The organism is Mycolicibacterium fluoranthenivorans (assembly GCF_011758805.1).
Classification (GTDB): Bacteria; Actinomycetota; Actinomycetes; order Mycobacteriales; family Mycobacteriaceae; genus Mycobacterium; species Mycobacterium fluoranthenivorans.
In genome coordinates, this window is sequence record NZ_JAANOW010000005.1 from 341,114 (window position 1) to 358,728 (window position 17,615).

Sequence of the window (17,615 nt, forward strand, 5' to 3'; positions counted from 1 at the left end):
TGTTCCCTGTCGAGCGACGAAAACTCGACGCTCAGGGAAGAGAACTACGCGTCGAGTTCGCGGGCGACGGCCTTGACGACCTCGGACACCCGGCGGGCGACCTTACGGTCGGGGTACTTACCCTTGCGCAGCTCGGGCTGGATAGTGCTCTCCAGCAGGGTGATGAGGTCACCGACCATGCCGTGCAGCTCGTCGGGGGTGTGCTTGTGCTCGACGGTGACCGCCTCGCGGCGCGTCTTGGCCAGGCTCGGCGGCGGGTCGATCAGCTTGACCTGCAGCGCCTGCGGGCCTCGGCGACCGGCAGCAAGACCGAACTCGACCTTCTGCCCGGCCTTGAGACCCTCGACACCCGCAGGCAGCGCCGAAGAGCGGACGTAGACGTCCTCGCCGTCCTCCTGGGACAGGAAGCCGAAGCCCTTCTCGGCGTCGTACCACTTAACCTTGCCCGTCGGCACCGCTGTTCACCCGCTCGTCTCTAGATCACATAAGTAATGCGTCCCGCCTGCGCAGGACGCAACGCAGCCGATCTTATCTCCCCTCACCCGATCGCTGCGCTCCCACCCAACGGGATCGGTAGTCTGTGGTGACCGCTGGAGGAAAGATGCGCCTGATCCTGAATATCGTCTGGTTGATCTTCGGTGGGTTGTGGCTGGCCTTGGGCTACCTACTGGCCGCCATCATCTGTTTCGTCCTCATCATCACGATCCCGTTCGGGTTCGCGTCGCTGCGTATCGCGCTGTACGCGCTGTGGCCGTTCGGGTACACCGTCGTCGACAAACCGGGCGTGCGCCCCGGCGCCCTGATCGGCAACGTCATCTGGATCATCGTGGCCGGAATCTGGTTGGCCATCGGGCATCTGGTGAGCGCCGTCGCCATGGCCATCACGATCATCGGCATCCCGCTGGCACTGGCCAATCTCAAGATGATTCCCGTGTCGCTGATGCCACTGGGCAAGGAGATCGTGCCGGTCGACGAAGCACGACGGGTGACCGGATGACCCTGACCGATCTCGGCGTGCCCGCCCTCCGCATCAGCCGCCCGGCGCCCACCGCGGGCCCACTGATCGACACCTTCGGCCGCATCGCCACCGACCTGCGCGTATCGCTGACCGACCGCTGCAATCTGCGCTGTACCTATTGCATGCCGGCCGAGGGGCTGGACTGGCTGCCGGGCAGTCAGCTGCTCAGCGCCGCCGAACTGAGCCGTCTGCTGCGGATCGGCATCACCCGGCTGGGCATCACCAACGTCCGGTTCACCGGAGGCGAGCCGCTGGTCTCACGAAATCTGGAAGAGATCATCGCGGCGGCTGCGGCCCTGCGGCCCCGCCCCCAGATCGCGATGACGACGAACGGCATCGGACTGGCCGCCCGGGCTGCCGGGCTCAAGCAGGCCGGCCTGGACCGGGTCAACGTCTCCCTGGACACCGTCGACGCGACGCACTTCGCCCAGATCACCCGCCGCGACCGGCTCGATGACGTGCTGGCCGGGCTGGCCGGCGCCGCGGCAGCCGGGCTGGCCCCGGTCAAGGTCAATGCCGTGCTGGACCCGCGGACCGGTCTCGACGATGTGGTGCCGCTACTGCGCTTCTGCCTGGAGCACGAGTACCAGCTGCGGATCATCGAGCAGATGCCGCTGGACGCGGGCCACGAGTGGAGCCGGGACCGGGCGATCGGCGCCGACGCGGTGCTGGACACGTTGCGCCGGTACTTCGACCTCCGGCCGGATCCGGCCCCGCGAGGTTCGGCGCCGGCCGCTCTGTGGCGCGTCGACGGCAGTGCGGCCACCGTCGGGATCATCGCGTCGGTCTCGGAGGCTTTCTGCGGGGCCTGCGACCGGACCCGGCTGACCGCCGACGGTCAGATCCGCAACTGCCTGTTCTCCACCGCCGAGACCGATCTGCGCGGACTGCTCCGCGGAGGTGCCGGTGACGACGAGATCGAGACCGCGTGGCGGCAGGCGATGTGGGCCAAGGCGGCCGGGCACGGTATCAACGACCCCAGTTTCGTCCAGCCGTCCCGGCCGATGAGCGCGATCGGCGGCTAGCGGTGACACCGACCGCTGCCGGCACACCGATGACGGTCACCGTGCGATATTTCGCCGCCGCACGGGCCGCTGCCGGAATCGAGACCGAAACGTTGCAGCTGCAAAAAGAATTGACGCTCGCAGCTCTCGTACAGCAACTCTCGGCCCGGGGTCCGGAGTTGGCCAAAGTGCTGGCACGCTGCTCTTTCCTGTGCGACGAGGTCGCCGTGCGCGATCTCGACCGGCCGCTCAAAACAAACCAAACGGTCGATGTGTTACCCCCGTTCGCGGGCGGATAGTCGTGATTTGCGTCACATAACGAAACGGTCACAACGAGGCCAACCCGAGGTTCTGCGCCGAGAACACCTGCGAAAACGCCCGAGCGGCCTGCACCTTTAAAGTCCTCATAAGATTTGCTGCCTGTGAAAACGCCGAAAACGCATCGAAGTGACGCATGCCCGGCGAACCGATACCGTCTTGTCCCAAGCCATTTGACCTATATCGAGTGGCCCGCTGTGCCCACTACGCCGAGCTCCATCCACCGGGCACTGCCACCAACGAACCAAACCTTGGATGGAGGCGGGGGACCCACCGGTCCGCCGAAAGCAGACCAGGGCTCCCGAGCCCTTGGGGTGAAGCCGGCGTCGGAAACGACGCAGGCCGGACAACCTCTCCAGTCCGAACCCGACAGCTGACCTCGCAGGCGTTCACGAGAGGACTGTCTTTACGCATGAGTGGACGGCACCGTAAGCCCACGTCAACCTCAGTTAGCGTTGCCAAGATCGCCGTCACCGGCGCTGTTCTCGGTGGCGGAAGCCTTGCCCTTGCCGGCCACGCCGGTGCCGCCACCGACGGCGAATGGGACCAGGTCGCGCGCTGCGAATCCGGCGGCAACTGGGCCATCAACACCGGCAACGGCTACCAGGGCGGCCTGCAGTTCTCGCCGGGCACCTGGTCTGGCCACGGCGGCGGTGAGTACGCTCCGGCCGCTCATATGGCCTCCAAGGACGAGCAGATCGCGGTCGCCGAGCGCGTGCTCGCCACCCAGGGCAAGGGTGCCTGGCCCGTCTGCGGGCGCGGCCTGTCCGCCGCGACGCCGCGCAACGTGCTCGCCGAGCCCGCTCCCCCGCAGGCGCTGGACAACCCTCTCGTCAACGGTGAGCTGCCGCCCCCGCCCGCGCCTGAGCCGGCCCCCTTCGACGCGCTCTCCGCGCCGCTGCCCGACGCTCCTCCTCCGCCGCCCGCACCCGAACCGCTGCCGCCGGCCCCCGATGTCATCCCCGCCGTCCCCGTCGATGCGGTGACCCCCGCGCCGGCCGATCTGCCGCCTGCACCGCTCGACGCGCCGGCACCTGCACCCGTCGACGCCGCACCGCTCGACGCGCCGGCACCTGCACCCGTCGACGCCGCACCGCTGGACGTGCCGGCCCCGGCTCCGGCTCCGGCCGACATCGTCAACGTCGACAATGTGGTTCCCGACCCGGCACCGGTCGATCCTGCCGCGCAGCCGGCGATCCAGGCCGCCAGCTGGGATGCCGCACCGGCACCTGCCGATCAGCCTCAGGTGTGGGCGCTGCACGGCGCCCCGATGCCGCTCGACCCGGTCCTGCCGGCCCCGACCCCCGCCCCGGCGCCCGCGCCGGTCGCCGCGCCCGATCCGCTGGCCCCGCTCGGTGCCGTCAATGTCCCGCAGCCGGCCTATGACGTCGCCAACCAGGCGATCTCGGGCCAGCTTCCGACGCCGGCCGAGGGTGTGCCGCACCTGATCAGCCCGGACAACCTGCCGCCGGGATCGACCATGGATCCCAATGCCGACGGCAACGAGAGCCCGAATGTCAGCTACCTGCGGCAGCTGTGGCACGCCGTGCAGAACCAGGACATCACCGGTAAGGACGCACTGATCGCGATCACCACCCAGCGGTCGATGAACAGCCCGATCCCGGCCGAGATCCCGGCCCCGCCGAACGCTCCGGCGCCGGCGGCACCCGCCCCGGCCGATCCGGCGCCGGCGGTCCTGCCGACGCCCTGACGACGCTTCCACGACAATGGCTGTATTCCGCGCAGGAATACAGCCATTCGTCGTTGCGGGCTCAGGCCGAGTTGACCCACTCGTCGGTGCCGTCGCCGAAGAACTGGTGCTTCCACACCGGCAGCCGGGCCTTCACGCGGTCCACCAGCTGCGCACACGTCTGGAACGCGGCGCCCCGATGGTCGGCGGCGACGGCGACGGTCAACGCCGCATCGCCGATGTGCAGCACACCGATGCGATGGCTCACCGCGACCGCCCGCACCCCTTGGGCCTCGCCCGCCACCTCTTCGACCACCGCGGTCAGCGTCTGCAGGGCCGACGGATGCGCGGAATACTCCAGCCGGGTGACCGAGCGGCCGCCGTCGTGATCGCGCACCACACCGGAGAAGCCGACCACCGCCCCGGCCGCCTCATGGGCGACCAGCGCCTCGTGTTCGGGCAGTGAGATCAGATCCTCGGTGAGCGCGACCCGGACGACGACGGCGCTCACTGGGCGTGGTCCCCGCCGCGCAGTTGGTCCAGCGCGTGCTCCAGAACGCCGTCGAGCACGCCGAGACCGTCCTTCACGCCGCCGGTGGAACCTGGCAGGTTGACGATCAGGACCCCGTCGCGCACACCGCACACACCCCGCGAGAGCACCGAAGTCGGCACGTGCGGCAGTCCGGACCGGCGGATGGCATCGGCCAGGCCGGGGATCTGGTAGTCGACGATGTTCGCCGTGGCATCTGCGGTGCGGTCGGTCGGCGAGATGCCGGTGCCCCCGGAGGTGAGCACCACATCGACGCGCGCCTCGACCGCGGCGAACAGGGCTCGACTGACCGCGACCCCGTCGGCGACCACCACGGGCGGCGCGACCTCGAATCCGCGGGCGGTGAGCCAGTCCACGATCACCGGTCCACTGCGGTCCTCGTAGACACCGGCGGACGCGCGGGTGGACGCGACGATGACCTGAGCCGTTCTCATCGGGTCCAGGTACCCGTCTTGCCGCCCTCTTTGTGCACCACCTGAATCCCGTCGATGCGGGCGGCCCGGTCGACGGCCTTGATCATGTCGTACAGGGTCAGCGCGGCCACGCTCACCGCGGTCAGCGCTTCCATCTCGACGCCGGTGCGGTCGGTGGTGCGGACGGTGACGGTGATGCTCACCTCGGTGCTGCCGATGGTGAAGTCGACGTCCACACCGGTGAGGGCAAGCTGGTGGCACAGCGGGATCAGGTCACTGGTGCGTTTGGCCGCGAGAATGCCGGCGACCCGGGCCGTGGCCAGGGCATCGCCCTTGGGCAGCCCGCCGCCGGCGATGAGTTCGACGACATCGGCACGGGTCTGCACCGTGCCGACCGCTACGGCGGTGCGCTTCGTCGCATCCTTGGCCGTGACGTCGACCATGTGGGCGGCGCCCGACTCGTCGAGGTGCGAGAGCCCGCTCACCTGACTACTTGTTGATGACGGTGACCGCGTGCAAGAACGGCAGATCCTCTGCCGGCAGCGGGAAGGTCACATCGCCGAACGGCGAGAGGGCACCCGCGCGGTCGGTGGCGAGCTCACTGACGGCGTGCTCACCGTCGGCCACCTCGGGCCAGCCATTGTCGACGTACTGGTTCTTCTTGTCAGCCACGACTGCCATTGTGGCAGGTACTGCGCGCCGGAGCGAGACCGGTGGCCGTCTCACCGCTCTGCCCCGCAGGAAGCTGCTTTACGCTGGTCAGCGATGAGCCAACACGGAGCGACCGGGGGATCGATGCCGACCGTGCCCCTGGGTGTCTGGTTGGCCGACCTTCCCGACGACCGTCTGATTCGTCTGCTGGAGTTGCGACCCGACCTCACCCAGCCGCCACCGGGCACGATCGCGGCGCTCGCGGCCCGCGCCCAGGCACGCCAGTCGGTGAAAGCCGCCACCGATGCGCTGGATTTCCTGCATCTGGCGGTGCTCGACGCGATGCTCGCACTGCAGGCCGACACCGGACCGATCCGACCCGAGGCGGTCGTGGAGTTCCTCGGCTCCCGGGCCAACGCCAACGAGGTGCAGGCTGCGCTGACCGACCTCACGGACCGCGCGCTGGTGTGGGGCACGGACGCCCTGCGCGTCACACCCGAGGTGGCCTCCGGTCTGCCGTGGTTTCCCGGACAGGCCAGCCAGGCCGAGCCCGATCTGGATCCGGCGACGATCACGGCACTGCTGGCCGGTATCGACGAACCCCAGCGCGAGCTGCTGGTCCGGTTGTCGGAGGGCTCGCCGGTGGGGCGCACCCGCGACGCGGCGCCCGGCACGCCCGCCGACCGGCCGGTGCAGCGGTTACTCACCGCCGGGCTGCTGCACCGCATCGACACCGACACGGTGATCCTGCCGCGGCTGGTCGCCCAGGTGCTGCGCGGCGAACTGCCAGGTCCGGTCGGGCTGCACCGCCCGGATCCCACCGTGCACAAGACCAAGCAGGCCGACGCCGACTCGGTGGCCGCCGGCGCGGCGATCGATCTGCTCCGCGAGATCGACCTGGTACTCGAAACGCTCTCGGCCACACCGATTTCCGAACTGCGGGCCGGCGGCCTCGGGGTGCGCGACGTCAAACGGCTGACCAAGCTGACGGGTATCGACGAACAGCGACTGGGGCTGATCCTCGACATCGCGGCCGGGGCGGGCCTGATCGCCTCCGGTGTCCCCGATCCACTTCCGCCGGACGGCAGCGCCCCGTACTGGGCCCCGACGGTGGCCGCCGACCGCTTCGTGGAGGCCACCACCGCCGCCCGCTGGCAGTTGATCGCCGCCACCTGGCTGGACCTGCCGTCGCGGCCGGGACTGGTGGGCACCCGCGGTCCGGACGGCAAACCCTACGGTGCGCTCTCCGATGCCTTGTACTCCACCGCGGCACCGCTGGATCGACGGCTGCTCCTGGCCACCCTGGCCGAGTTGAAGCCGGGAGCCGGGGTGGACGCCGCCTCGGCGGCCGGCGCCATGATCTGGCACCGTCCGCGCTGGGGTGCCCGGCTGCAGCTCGAGCCGGTCACCGACCTGCTGCGCGAGGCGCACGCGGTGGGCGTGGTGGGGCGCGGTGCCATCGCCACCCCGGCGCGGGTGCTGCTCGCCGGCGGTACCGACGACGAGGTCGTCGCCGCGATGGACAAGGCGTTGCCCGCACCGCTCGACCATTTCCTGCTGCAGGCTGATCTCACGGTGGTGGTGCCCGGCCCGTTGCAACGGGACCTGGCCGAACAACTGGGCGCGGTGGCCACCGTCGAATCGGCGGGCGCGGCGATGGTCTACCGGATCAGCGAGGCGTCCATCCGGCACGCCCTGGACTCCGGGCGTACCGCCAGCGAGCTGCACGCGTTCTTCGAACGACATTCGAAAACGCCTGTGCCCCAGGGGTTGACCTACCTGATCGACGATGTGGCCCGCCGGCACGGTCAGCTTCGGGTCGGGATGGCCGCATCCTTCGTGCGGTGTGAGGATCCCGCCCTGCTGGCCCAGGCGGTGGCCAGCCCGGCCACCGAGTCACTGGAACTGCGTGTGCTGGCACCGACGGTGGCGGTCTCGCAGGCACAGATCGGCGATGTGCTGGCGGTCCTGCGCGCCGCCGGCTTCGTCCCGGCGGCCGAGGATTCCTCCGGTGCCGTCGTCGATATCAGCGTCCGCGGGGCCAGGGTGCCCGTGCAGGGCCGGCGCCGGACGTACCGACCGCTGAGCGCACCCGCGGCGCAGACACTCGCCGCGATCGTCGCCGTGCTGCGCAAGGTGTCCACCGCGCCTGCCGCAGGGCAGCGTCTGGACCCCGCCGGGTTGATCGCGCAGCTGCAGCAGGCCGCACTCAACCAGCAGCCGGTGGTGATGGGTTACGTCGACCCGGCCGGGGTGGCGACCCAGCGGGTGGTCGAGCCGATCAACATCCGCGGCGGCCAGCTGACCGCCTTCGATCCGGCCGCCGGACGGGTCCGCGAGTTCGCGATCCATCGCGTGACGTCCGTGGTGTCGGCGGACCCTGGATAATGGACGGGATGATCTCCGCGCATGAAGGCCGCTCATGACTGACGGCCCCTTGATCGTGCAGTCCGACAAAACGGTGCTGCTCGAAGTCGACCACGAGCTCGCCGGCGCCGCCCGCGCGGCCATCGCGCCGTTCGCCGAGCTCGAACGTGCCCCTGAACACATCCACACCTACCGCATCACCCCGCTCGCGCTGTGGAATGCGCGCGCGGCCGGACATGACGCCGAGCAGGTGGTCGACGCGCTGGTGAGCTTCTCCCGGTACGCCGTACCGCAACCACTGTTGGTGGACATCGTCGACACCATGGCCCGGTACGGCCGGCTGCAGCTGGTCAAGCATCCGGCGCACGGCCTGACCCTGGTCAGTTTCGACCGCGCAGTGCTCGAAGAGGTACTGCGGCACAAGAAGATCGCCCCGATGCTGGGCGCACGCCTCGATGACGACACCGTCGTCGTGCACGGCAGCGAACGCGGCCGGGTCAAGCAGATGCTGCTCAAGATCGGTTGGCCGGCCGAGGATCTCGCTGGTTACGTCGACGGCGAGGCGCACCCCATCACCCTGGAGCAGGACGGCTGGGAGCTGCGCGACTATCAGGAGATGGCCGCGGACTCGTTCTGGGCCGGCGGCTCCGGTGTGGTGGTGTTGCCATGTGGTGCCGGTAAGACGCTGGTGGGTGCCGCGGCGATGGCCAAGGCCGGGGCGACGACGTTGATCCTGGTCACCAACACCGTCGCCGGGCGGCAGTGGAAGCGCGAGCTGATCGCACGAACCTCGTTGACAGAGAACGAGATCGGCGAATACTCGGGCGAACGCAAGGAGATCCGGCCGGTCACCATCGCGACGTATCAGGTGATCACCCGCCGCACCAAGGGCGAGTACAAGCACCTCGAGCTGTTCGACAGCCGTGACTGGGGCTTGATCATCTACGACGAGGTGCACCTGCTGCCCGCGCCGGTCTTCCGGATGACCGCGGACCTGCAGTCGCGCCGCCGACTGGGACTGACCGCCACGCTGATTCGCGAGGACGGCCGCGAGGGCGATGTGTTCAGCCTGATCGGCCCGAAACGTTATGACGCACCGTGGAAGGATATCGAGGCCCAGGGCTGGATCGCGCCCGCGGAGTGCATCGAGGTGCGGGTCACCATGACCGACAACGAGCGGATGCTCTATGCGACGGCCGAACCCGAGGAGCGGTACAAACTCTGTTCCACGGCGCACACCAAGATCGCCGTCGTGAAGTCGATCCTGGAACGCCACCCGAAAGAACCCACCCTGGTCATCGGCGCCTACCTGGACCAGCTCGACGAGCTCGGTGCGGAACTGAACGCCCCGGTGATCCAGGGTTCGACCAAGAACGCCGAGCGCGAGGCATTGTTCGACCAGTTCCGCCGGGGCGAGATACGGACATTGGTGGTCAGCAAGGTGGCGAACTTCTCCATCGATCTACCGGAAGCATCTGTGGCCGTTCAGGTTTCGGGCACCTTCGGGTCCCGACAGGAGGAGGCGCAGCGACTGGGCCGGTTGCTGCGGCCGAAGGCCGACGGCGGCGGCGCGGTGTTCTACTCGGTGGTCTCCCGCGACAGCCTGGATGCCGAGTACGCCGCGCACCGGCAGCGCTTCCTGGCCGAGCAGGGCTACGGCTACATCATCAAGGACGCCGACGACCTGTTGGGACCGGCGATCTAGGCGTCCAGCGCACCCGCGGCCACCGCTGCCGCATTGATCCGGGTGAGCACCTTGTGCAGGTGCTCCAGTTCGGCGAGATCGACACCGAGGCGGGCGACCACGGCGGGCGGGATGTCCAGCGCCCGGCGCCGTAACGCACGGCCCTCCGCCGTGAGCTCGACGTGGGTGGTGCGCTCATCGGCACTGCTGCGGGTGCGGGTAATCAGCCCCAGCGCCTCGAGCCGCTTGAGCATGGGTGAGATGGTGGCCGGTTCCAGCTGCAGAAGAGCGGCGACCTGCTTGACCGACAAGGGAACTCCGTCGGCGTTGGCGTTGTCCCAGAGCGCCAGCATCACCAGGTACTGGGGATGGGTGAGGCCGAGCGGTTCGAGCAGGGGACGGTAGACCGCGAGCACGGCACGGTTGGTCACCGCCAGCGCGAAGCACACCTGACGCTCCAGGGCGAGGGGATCGACATCTTGGGTCGTGGTGGGCATGGCCACAGTGTACTACTTGATTAGTACACTAACCATTAGTGTACTATCTAAGTAGAACCCGGCACCGACCGTAGGAGCCACCATGACCGCGTCCCAGCCCACCACGTTGCAGTACCTCGCGTACGCCTATGGACGGCGCCTGCCCGACTCGATGCGTGAGTGGGTGGCCAACGACCTGGCCGGCCCGGGTGCGATCCGGCGGCACATGATCCGGTACTCGATTCCGCCGCTGTTCATCCTGGCCCCCCTGTGGCTGCTGCCGGCGTCGCTGTATGTGCATCTGGAGATGACGGTGCCCATCTATTTCTGGGCCGTGGTGATGGCATTCGTACTCAACAAGATCTGGCGCAGACACCGCCTCGCTCAGCACGGCCTCGACCCCAACCTGGTCGACTTGGCCAACCGCGAGCGCAACGCCCGCCTGCACGAGGACTACGCCCGCCGCTTCGGCCCCCGTCCCGAATCGGCGAAGTGGCAGTCCAACTCAAGTCCGTTCTGATTCTCAGACGTGCGGCCCGACGGGCTTGACGACGGTCAGCAGCACCGCCGAGTCCGCCAGCGCGTCCAGGCGGTGCCGGGTCCGCGGGATGACGAGGTGATCGCCGGGCGACCCCTCCCAGCTCGCCTCGGCATTACTGAGCCGGACCCGGCCTTCGATCACGTGCAGGGTGGCCTCCCCCGGGCTCTCGTGCTCATCGAGACCGTGCCCCTCGATCAGCGCGATGAGGGTCTGCCGCAGGGCGTGCTCGTGGCCGCCGTAGACGGTGTGTGCACTGCGACCGCTGCCGGCGGAGCGGGCTGAGGCCAGTTCTTGGCGGGCAAGGGCCGTCAATGAGATCTTCTCCATGAGACCCGATGCTTCCACTTCCGGGGCCTCCGCAATCCGAGAAGCCGCAGTTGGACCGAACTCAGGCGCGAGATGACGGTGCCGCGCCTTCGCCGCCTCTCGTGTCGGACAGCGCCGCTTTGGCGTGGCGCGAGATGTCGTCGGCGATGATCTCCGGTGCCCCGTCGAGCACTCCGTCCACGGCCAGCCGGGCGACCACCGCGGGATCGGTCTTCTGGTCGGCCGGGATGTAGGTGACCATATCGGTGTCCATATAGCCGACGTGCAGGGCCGACACGCTCACCCCGCGCGGGGCCAGCTCTTCGCGTACCGCGTCGGTGAGCGCCCAGGCCGCCGCCTTCGCCGAGGCGTAGGCACCCGAGGTGTGCGGGTGCAGCCAGGACAGCACCGACAACACATTCAAGATGGCGCCACCGCCGTTGCCTTCGATGATCGGAGCGAACGCACGGATCACGTTGAGCGTGCCGAAATAGTGCGTCTCCATTTCCAGCCGCACATCCTCGATCGGCCCGATGAGCAGATTGGCCCGGGTGGACACCCCGGCGTTGTTCACCAGCACCGTGACATCGGCGGCTATCCGGGCGGCTCGGCGTACCGACGCCGGGTCGGTGATATCCAGCTGGATCGGGATGACGCCGGGCAGGTCGACGGTCTCGGGCCGCCGCGCCGCGGCGTACACCTTCGCGCCTCGTGCGACCAGTTCGATGGCGAGCTGTTTACCGAGCCCGCGGTTGGCGCCGGTGACCAGCGCCGTGATCTTCTCAGTCATAGCGCGCACAACGCCCGCACCGCCGGGTTCGGTACCTGACCGTTGTGAGGAATCGCCTTCCAGCTGCGAGCACACCGATCCTGGCCGGGGGCATGCTCCGTGCCGAGGATGAAACCATGCGACGACATCTGCACACGTCGGTACTGCCCACCGCCGCGGCCCTGGCGGCGGCCATGGGGGTCGGCCGGTTCGTCTACACCCCGATCCTGCCGATGATGACCGCCCAGACCGGGCTGACCGCCCACTCCGGCGGGCATCTGGCGACCGCCAACTACCTCGGCTACCTGGGTGGGGCCGTCGCGACGATGTTGTCCCCGCGGTTGGCCCGTTCCGGGCCGGCGTGCCGGGCCGCACTGGTGGCGATCGTCGCAAGCATGACAGCAATGCCGTTGACGCTCAACCTTTTTGCTTGGCTGACCCTGCGCACCCTGGCCGGCTTCGCCAGTGCGGTGGTGTTCGTCATCGCGGTCAACACCCTGCTGGAACGGCTCCCGGAGAAAGCCGGCTGGGGGTTCGGCGGGGTGGGCGCGGGGATCGCGCTGTCGGCGGTGCTGGTGCTCGCCCTACCCGCGCACACGGGCTGGCGTACGGCGTGGTGGTCGGCGGCCGCGCTGGCCGCGATACTCGGTGCGCTCGGCGTGCTGGTCCACCCGCAACCAGTGACCACGACGGCCGCCACCGCGCGGGCGCGGACGCATCGGGGCTCCGCCGACTCCCCGGTCGCTTCGCTGCTGCCCACCAGCAGGGCCGGCAGTACTCGCTTCCTGCTCCTGTTCACCGGCTACGCCCTGGAAGGCATCGGCTACATCATTGCCGGCACCTTCCTGGTGGCGGCGGTGGCACAGCACTCCCCCGGCGCCCTGGGTAACAGTGTCTGGCTGGTGGTGGGGCTGGCCGTCATCCCGTCGGCCGCCCTGTGGGCGCGGCTCGGCAAGCGGCACGGGCAGCCGGCCATGCTCAGCGTGGCACTGGGGCTGCAGGCCGCCGGGATCGCGCTGGCCGGTCAGGGCAGCGTGGCCGCCAGTCTGACCGGCGCTCTGCTGTTCGGGGGCACCTTCATCGGGGTGAGCACACTGGCGATGGCCGAAGGCAGGTTGCTCGGCGTCCGCGGCGCGGTGGCCGTCCTGACCGTCGGCTACTCCGTCGGTCAAATCCTGGGGCCGCTGCTGGTGGCCCCGCTGCTCGACGGCGGCTACCGGCCCGCACTGTTTGCATCGGCGCTCATCGTGTCACTGGCCGGGCTGGCGACCGCTGCGGTATGGATCATCGGCCGGAAGCCACGCATCAGCGTCGAGCACTCCCAAATCGCCTGTATCACGTGTGAATTCGTCGATGACGGCATGGACGATCGGATTGGATTCACCCCGGCGCCACACCAGTGACCACGTCCACACCGGGGTGGGTCCCACCACCGGCCGGCGCACCAGATCGCGCGGCAGCACGTCGTTCTGCCCTTTGGGATTGTTCAGCACGGGCCTGCCCAGGTTGCGCACATGCTCGAAGAACGTCGGCCCGGTGACTCCGCCGTCATCGGTGCGCATCACCCGGGCCCCCGTATCGGCGGCGAACTGCTCGGCGTAGCGGTTCCAGGACGACCAACTCGCGGTGTCCGTATCGACCAGCGCGACGGTCTCCTTGGCCGCTACCGGCGATTCATCGCTGCCCGGACACAGGGCGTAGAGCCGATCGACGCCCACCAGTCTGGCCTCCAGCGCCAGCGCATCCAGGTCGGCGCCCTGCACCCAGCAGATCGCCAGATCCAGGCTACCTTCGGCCACCCGGGCCGCCTGGGTGTGCGACGGCATCACCCAGGTGTCCACCCGAAGCCGCGCCACCCCCGCGGCCCGTTCGGCCCAGTCGACCGGGCACCAGTTGACGTAGCCGATGCGCACGGGATCGGAGACCACCAATCCCGCTGCACTCCTGCGTAATTCGTCAGCCTGCTCGATCAGTGCCCGCGCACCGGGCAACAGCGCGGCCCCTGCCGCGGTGAGCGCAACCGAACGCCGATCCCGGTCGAACAACTGGATCTTGAGCTCACGTTCGAGCACCTTGATCTGCTGCGACAACGACGGACCCGCGATGCGCAGCCGTTCGGCGGCGCGGCCGAAATTCAGCTCCTCGGCCACGGTGACGAAGTACCGCAATTGGCGCAGCTCCACCGGAGAAAGCCTAGTAGGCACCACCTTGCACCAGGGAGGATTGCCGTCCTGCCGAGACGGCATCGTGGGCGCGATCCTCGCGTTGAGCTCGGTGACAGACCCGCTCAGAAAGGCAGGATCATGAACACTCCCACCACCCGCGTAGCGATCGTCACCGGCGCCTCCCAGGGCATCGGAGAGGCACTGGTCGCCGGCTACCGCAAGCTCGGCTACGGGCACGCCGATTTCACCCGCCCCGACGGCACCGTGCTGGCCCTGATGCTGGGGGTGGCACTCACGCGCGACGGGGGCGACTGGCGGATCGCGCAGTATCAGGTCAGCGCCGTACCCGCTTAGCCGAGCGCCGGGATGACCTCGCGCTCGAACAACTCGATACCGGACCGGTCATACGCGGCCTCGGGGAAGTAGAGGATGGCGTACTCGCACCCGAGGTCGCGCAACCGCGTGAGCCGCTCGATGACCTGTTCGGGGGTGCCGGTCGCCGAGTCGGGTGAGGCGACATTGGCCAGCATCGCGTCGACGGCGGTCGCATCGGCCTTGCTGACCTGACGGGCCCGGATCCGGGCCAGCCGGTCCTTGACCTCGGCTTCGGACTGCCCGATCACGGCGTTGAAATTGGCCGAGCGCACGATGGCGCCGTAGTCGGTGCCGACATCGCGGCAGTGGTCGGCCATGATCTGGGATTTGCGGGCGAACTCCTCAGGGGCCGAGCTGAAGTTGGTGTACCGCGCGTACTTGGCCGCGATCTTCAACGTGACCTTCTCGCCGCCGCCGGCGATCCACAGCGGCGGACCACCGTCCTGCAGCGGCTTCGGCGCCACGATGGCGTCGTTCACCTGGTAGTACTTGCCGTCCAGGGTGGCGCGGCCGTCACGCCAGGCGTCCCGCATGATCTGCACGCCCTCGTCGAGCCGGCCCAGCCGTTCGCCTGCGGACGGGAAACCGTAACCGTAGGCCCGCCACTCATGCTCGTACCAGCCGCCGCCGATACCCATCTGGGTGCGCCCGCCGGAGATCACGTCGACGGTGGCCGCAACTTTTGCCAGGTAGGCAGGGTTGCGGTAGCTCATGGCGGTGCACATCTGGCCGAGCTTGACCCGGCTGGTGGTCGCGGCCAGCGCCGCCATCAACGACCACGCCTCATGGGTGGCCTCGTCGGTGGGCACCGGGACGGTGTGGAAATGGTCGTACACCCACACCGAATCCCAGCAGCTCGCATCGGCATGAGCAGCCAATTCGCTCATCAGCGGCCAGTGTTGTGCGGTGGGGATGTCGACGAGATCGAGCCGCCAACCTTGCGGAATGAAGAGTCCGAAGCGCATGCATAGAAACTGTAGGCCCACCGCTTTGTTATCTCGTCTACACTCTAGGGAAATTGTTCGCTACATCAATGGGTGAGGACTGGCCATGACCAACTCGACGCGCCGCTACGCGGCGGCCGTGGCGGCGGCCTTCGCACCACTGGCTGTCGTTTCCGTGATCACTGCCGCACCGAGCTCCGCCGAGTGCGGGGCCGATCAGTCCGAGTTCAACGGCAACTGTGTCTCGTCGAACTGCAAGAAGACCGAGGTCCGCGACTCCGGCACCGGTGAATGCCGCAGCGCCCTCTCGGCGGCACTCGGTAAGGCCCAGCCCCGCCAGGTCGCGCAGGTCAGCCCCGAACAGTGGAACAACGCCTACCACGTGGCACAGCAAGCCAACGTCCTGCCGTCGGGTGTCAAGGCCACCAAGGACGTGTTCAGCGTGGTGAACTCCGCGATCGACGTACCGACCAGCGTCATCGGCGGCGTGAACGATCTCGCGTACACCGGTTTGCTGTTCAGCCAGATCGGCGGCGGGGCGGGCAACCTGCTCGGGGCCACTGCCAAGAGCGCAGCCGCTCCGGTCAGCGCGATGGGCGCCATCGCCGACGCCGCGCAGGCGCTGCCGTCCCCGAAGATCGGGCTGCCCAAGGTCGGCCTGCCCAAGGTGGGGCTGCCCAAGATCGGGATGCCGAAGCTGTTCTCGGCCTGCCTGCCGGTGAAGTTCGTGTTCTTCCGGCCCTGCATCTGATCCCACACTCTTTTCGACTGGCCGGAAACCTCAGGGTTTCCGGCCAGTCGTCTTTTCACGGTCGGTACAGGGCGGCGACGTCGCGCAGACTGACCTTGAGCGCCGGATTGCGGGGCAGCGCGTCGACGACCACCACCCGCACCGGGACACTGTGGTGCGGCAGCGTCTCACGCACCAGGTCCAGCAGCGCCGCCGGATCCGGCGCGGGGGCACCCGGGATGACTTCCACGGCGGCGAACGGCACCTGGCCCAGCCGGGCATCGGGGACCCCGACCACGCAGGCGTCGCGCACACCGGGATGGTCCACCAGCACCCGGCGCACCGTCTCGGGCAGGATCTTGAATCCCCCGCGGTTGATCGCACCGTCGGCGCGGCCGTGCAGGGTGATGAAACCGTCGGAGTCCATGGATGCGATATCGGTGGTGCGGATCCAGTCCGGGTTGATCGACGCGATCCGCGCTTCCAGCAGGCCCTGGCGCCCCGCCTGCAGTTGTTCTCCGGTATCCGCGTCTATGATCCGTACTTCTGTGTCGGGCAACGCTTTTCCTGAACTCAATCGTTTGGCGGCACCGAACTCCCGATACAGCTCGGGCGTCCACGCGCACACCGATCCGGCGAATTCCGTTGCACCGTAGGCCAACAGCACCGGAATGCGGTAGCGCCCCTCGAATGCATCGCGCACCTGCGGATCCAGCGGACCGGAAGCGCTGACGATGAACTGCAACGAGGCCAGATCCGCGGGGTCGAGGTCGGCGTCCAGCAGCATCCGCACCACGGTGGGTTGCACCCCGGCCCGTTGCAGCCGATAGGTTTTCACCACCCGCACCCACTCCTGGACACTGAATTTCTCCAGCAGCACCATGCGCTTGCCGATATAGGCGCCGGTGACCAATTGGCACACCCCGCCGATCCCACCCAGCGGCCAGTACACCAGCTCAGGCGGATCGTCGGCTCTGGCCTGCCCGCCGGTCACGCTGTACACCGCGCGTTCCAGCACACGGGCCGCAATGGCCTGCCGCGTGGGCGGCCCGGTGGTGCCGCTGGTGAGGACGTGCACGCCGCTGCGGCCCGCAACGGTGTCGACGTGACTGCGCGCCACGCCTTCCACGAGCTGCGCGCCGCTCACCGAGATCCGCACGCCGGCGCTGCCTGCTGCCGCCGCGGCGGCCACCACCGGCGCGGTCCAGTCCTCGTCGTCGGCCAGCACCGCGGGCAACCGGAGTTTCGCGATATCGGCGGCGATGGCGGCCGGGGATTGGAACGAGTAGATCATCGACACCCAGCGGCGCGCCGCCAGCAGGCCGATGATCGCGGCGGCATGCGGCCAGCGGTTGCGCACCACCAGCCCGATCGGCGCACCGGCCGACACACCGGCAGAGCCCAGCGCGGCCTCGACCGCGGCGGCCATGGCGGTGACTTCGGTGCCGGTGTACCAGTGCCCGCCGAATTCGATACAGGGCCGGTCAGCGTAGCCGGTCACCCTTGCCGCAAAGGTTTCGGTAAAGCTTTCGGTCACATGGCCACGGTAGCGGTCCCGCGAAAACCCCACGCCGACACCGACACGTTCGGTATACACAGGACCGCTGGTATCAC

Annotated in this window: 19 protein-coding genes, 2 pseudogenes and 1 riboswitch; of the genes and pseudogenes, 10 read left to right on the plus strand and 11 right to left on the minus strand. The window is 68.7% G+C overall.

Going from position 1 to position 17,615, the window contains the following annotated elements; all coding sequences use genetic code 11:
- Positions 1 to 44 precede the first annotated feature (44 nt).
- Entirely contained in the window at positions 45 to 455 is a 411-nt protein-coding gene (locus FHU31_RS30520; protein WP_090354612.1) for a cold-shock protein, read from the minus strand.
- 146 nt (positions 456 to 601) lie between these two features.
- Between FHU31_RS30520 and FHU31_RS30525 the strand changes: the two genes are divergently transcribed.
- The 4 genes from FHU31_RS30525 to FHU31_RS30540 all read left to right on the plus strand — a co-directional run bounded on the left by FHU31_RS30525 (position 602) and on the right by FHU31_RS30540 (position 4,051).
- Positions 602 to 997 carry a YccF domain-containing protein gene (locus FHU31_RS30525; RefSeq protein WP_167165023.1) on the plus strand — a complete coding sequence of 132 codons (396 nt, stop codon included), beginning with the start codon at positions 602 to 604 and terminating at the stop codon, positions 995 to 997.
- Positions 994 to 2,043: a GTP 3',8-cyclase MoaA gene (gene moaA, locus FHU31_RS30530; RefSeq protein ID WP_167165025.1), complete on the plus strand. Its 1,050-nt coding sequence runs from the start codon at positions 994 to 996 to the stop codon at positions 2,041 to 2,043. Before FHU31_RS30525 ends, moaA begins: the two co-directional genes overlap by 4 nt.
- Before the next feature lie 29 nt (positions 2,044 to 2,072).
- Complete coding sequence (locus FHU31_RS30535) at positions 2,073 to 2,321, plus strand: MoaD/ThiS family protein (RefSeq protein ID WP_167165027.1); 249 nt, start codon at positions 2,073 to 2,075, stop codon at positions 2,319 to 2,321.
- A 251-nt stretch (positions 2,322 to 2,572) separates the two neighbouring features.
- Positions 2,573 to 2,743, plus strand: a riboswitch (cyclic di-AMP (ydaO/yuaA leader).
- 9 nt (positions 2,744 to 2,752) lie between these two features.
- Positions 2,753 to 4,051, plus strand: a complete 1,299-nt coding sequence (locus tag FHU31_RS30540; protein ID WP_167165029.1) for a transglycosylase family protein — start codon at positions 2,753 to 2,755, stop codon at positions 4,049 to 4,051.
- Positions 4,052 to 4,112: 61 nt separating this feature from the next.
- Here the strand turns inward: FHU31_RS30540 and FHU31_RS30545 are convergent, their stop codons facing one another.
- Genes FHU31_RS30545 through FHU31_RS30560 form a run of 4 tightly spaced genes read right to left on the minus strand, consistent with a single transcriptional unit; the run spans position 4,113 to position 5,674 of the window.
- A complete protein-coding gene (locus FHU31_RS30545) occupies positions 4,113 to 4,541 on the minus strand; it encodes a molybdenum cofactor biosynthesis protein MoaE (RefSeq protein WP_167165031.1) in 429 nt (142 codons plus the stop codon).
- A complete protein-coding gene (locus FHU31_RS30550; protein WP_167165033.1) occupies positions 4,538 to 5,014 on the minus strand; it encodes a MogA/MoaB family molybdenum cofactor biosynthesis protein in 477 nt (158 codons plus the stop codon). Before FHU31_RS30550 ends, FHU31_RS30545 begins: the two co-directional genes overlap by 4 nt.
- Positions 5,011 to 5,436 (minus strand): cyclic pyranopterin monophosphate synthase MoaC, encoded by a 426-nt coding sequence (gene moaC / locus FHU31_RS30555; protein WP_208411654.1) that lies wholly within the window; start codon positions 5,434 to 5,436, stop codon positions 5,011 to 5,013. Before moaC ends, FHU31_RS30550 begins: the two co-directional genes overlap by 4 nt.
- Positions 5,437 to 5,482: 46 nt before the next feature.
- Positions 5,483 to 5,674 (minus strand): hypothetical protein, encoded by a 192-nt coding sequence (locus FHU31_RS30560; RefSeq protein WP_167165037.1) that lies wholly within the window; start codon positions 5,672 to 5,674, stop codon positions 5,483 to 5,485.
- 84 nt (positions 5,675 to 5,758) lie between these two features.
- Here FHU31_RS30560 and FHU31_RS30565 point away from each other — a divergent pair, with 84 nt between their 5' ends.
- Entirely contained in the window at positions 5,759 to 8,032 is a 2,274-nt protein-coding gene (locus tag FHU31_RS30565; RefSeq protein ID WP_234901753.1) for a helicase-associated domain-containing protein, read from the plus strand.
- Positions 8,033 to 8,066: 34 nt separating this feature from the next.
- Entirely contained in the window at positions 8,067 to 9,716 is a 1,650-nt protein-coding gene (locus FHU31_RS30570; RefSeq protein WP_167165039.1) for a DNA repair helicase XPB, read from the plus strand.
- Here the strand turns inward: FHU31_RS30570 and FHU31_RS30575 are convergent.
- Positions 9,713 to 10,192 (minus strand): MarR family winged helix-turn-helix transcriptional regulator, encoded by a 480-nt coding sequence (locus FHU31_RS30575; RefSeq protein ID WP_167165041.1) that lies wholly within the window; start codon positions 10,190 to 10,192, stop codon positions 9,713 to 9,715. The genes FHU31_RS30570 and FHU31_RS30575 overlap by 4 nt on opposite strands.
- Before the next feature lie 82 nt (positions 10,193 to 10,274).
- Here FHU31_RS30575 and FHU31_RS30580 point away from each other — a divergent pair, with 82 nt between their 5' ends.
- A complete protein-coding gene (locus tag FHU31_RS30580) occupies positions 10,275 to 10,691 on the plus strand; it encodes a DUF5313 domain-containing protein (RefSeq protein WP_167165043.1) in 417 nt (138 codons plus the stop codon).
- A gap of 3 nt (positions 10,692 to 10,694) precedes the next feature.
- Here FHU31_RS30580 and FHU31_RS30585 read toward each other — a convergent pair whose 3' ends face one another.
- Both FHU31_RS30585 and FHU31_RS30590 read right to left on the minus strand, forming a co-directional pair.
- Complete coding sequence (locus FHU31_RS30585) at positions 10,695 to 11,039, minus strand: cupin domain-containing protein (RefSeq protein ID WP_167165045.1); 345 nt, start codon at positions 11,037 to 11,039, stop codon at positions 10,695 to 10,697.
- A 61-nt stretch (positions 11,040 to 11,100) separates the two neighbouring features.
- Positions 11,101 to 11,808 (minus strand): SDR family oxidoreductase, encoded by a 708-nt coding sequence (locus FHU31_RS30590; protein WP_167165047.1) that lies wholly within the window; start codon positions 11,806 to 11,808, stop codon positions 11,101 to 11,103.
- Positions 11,809 to 12,023: 215 nt separating this feature from the next.
- On the opposite strand from FHU31_RS30590, the pseudogene FHU31_RS30595 reads away from it, so the two are divergent.
- A pseudogene (locus tag FHU31_RS30595) lies at positions 12,024 to 12,995 on the plus strand (YbfB/YjiJ family MFS transporter); the annotation flags it as partial.
- A gap of 42 nt (positions 12,996 to 13,037) precedes the next feature.
- On the opposite strand, the gene FHU31_RS31325 reads toward FHU31_RS30595, so the two are convergent.
- Positions 13,038 to 13,970 carry a LysR family transcriptional regulator gene (locus FHU31_RS31325; RefSeq protein WP_263987970.1) on the minus strand — a complete coding sequence of 311 codons (933 nt, stop codon included), beginning with the start codon at positions 13,968 to 13,970 and terminating at the stop codon, positions 13,038 to 13,040.
- A 120-nt stretch (positions 13,971 to 14,090) separates the two neighbouring features.
- Here FHU31_RS31325 and FHU31_RS32105 point away from each other — a divergent pair.
- Positions 14,091 to 14,183, plus strand: a pseudogene (locus FHU31_RS32105) (3-oxoacyl-ACP reductase); the annotation flags it as partial.
- 119 nt (positions 14,184 to 14,302) lie between these two features.
- Here the strand turns inward: FHU31_RS32105 and FHU31_RS30610 are convergent.
- A complete protein-coding gene (locus FHU31_RS30610; protein WP_167165051.1) occupies positions 14,303 to 15,292 on the minus strand; it encodes an LLM class F420-dependent oxidoreductase in 990 nt (329 codons plus the stop codon).
- Between the two features lie 85 nt (positions 15,293 to 15,377).
- On the opposite strand from FHU31_RS30610, the gene FHU31_RS30615 reads away from it, so the two are divergent.
- A complete protein-coding gene (locus FHU31_RS30615) occupies positions 15,378 to 16,022 on the plus strand; it encodes a hypothetical protein (protein ID WP_167165053.1) in 645 nt (214 codons plus the stop codon).
- A gap of 55 nt (positions 16,023 to 16,077) precedes the next feature.
- On the opposite strand, the gene FHU31_RS30620 is transcribed toward FHU31_RS30615, so the two are convergent.
- A complete protein-coding gene (locus FHU31_RS30620; protein ID WP_263987969.1) occupies positions 16,078 to 17,538 on the minus strand; it encodes an ANL family adenylate-forming protein in 1,461 nt (486 codons plus the stop codon).
- Between the last annotated feature and the right edge of the window lie 77 nt (positions 17,539 to 17,615).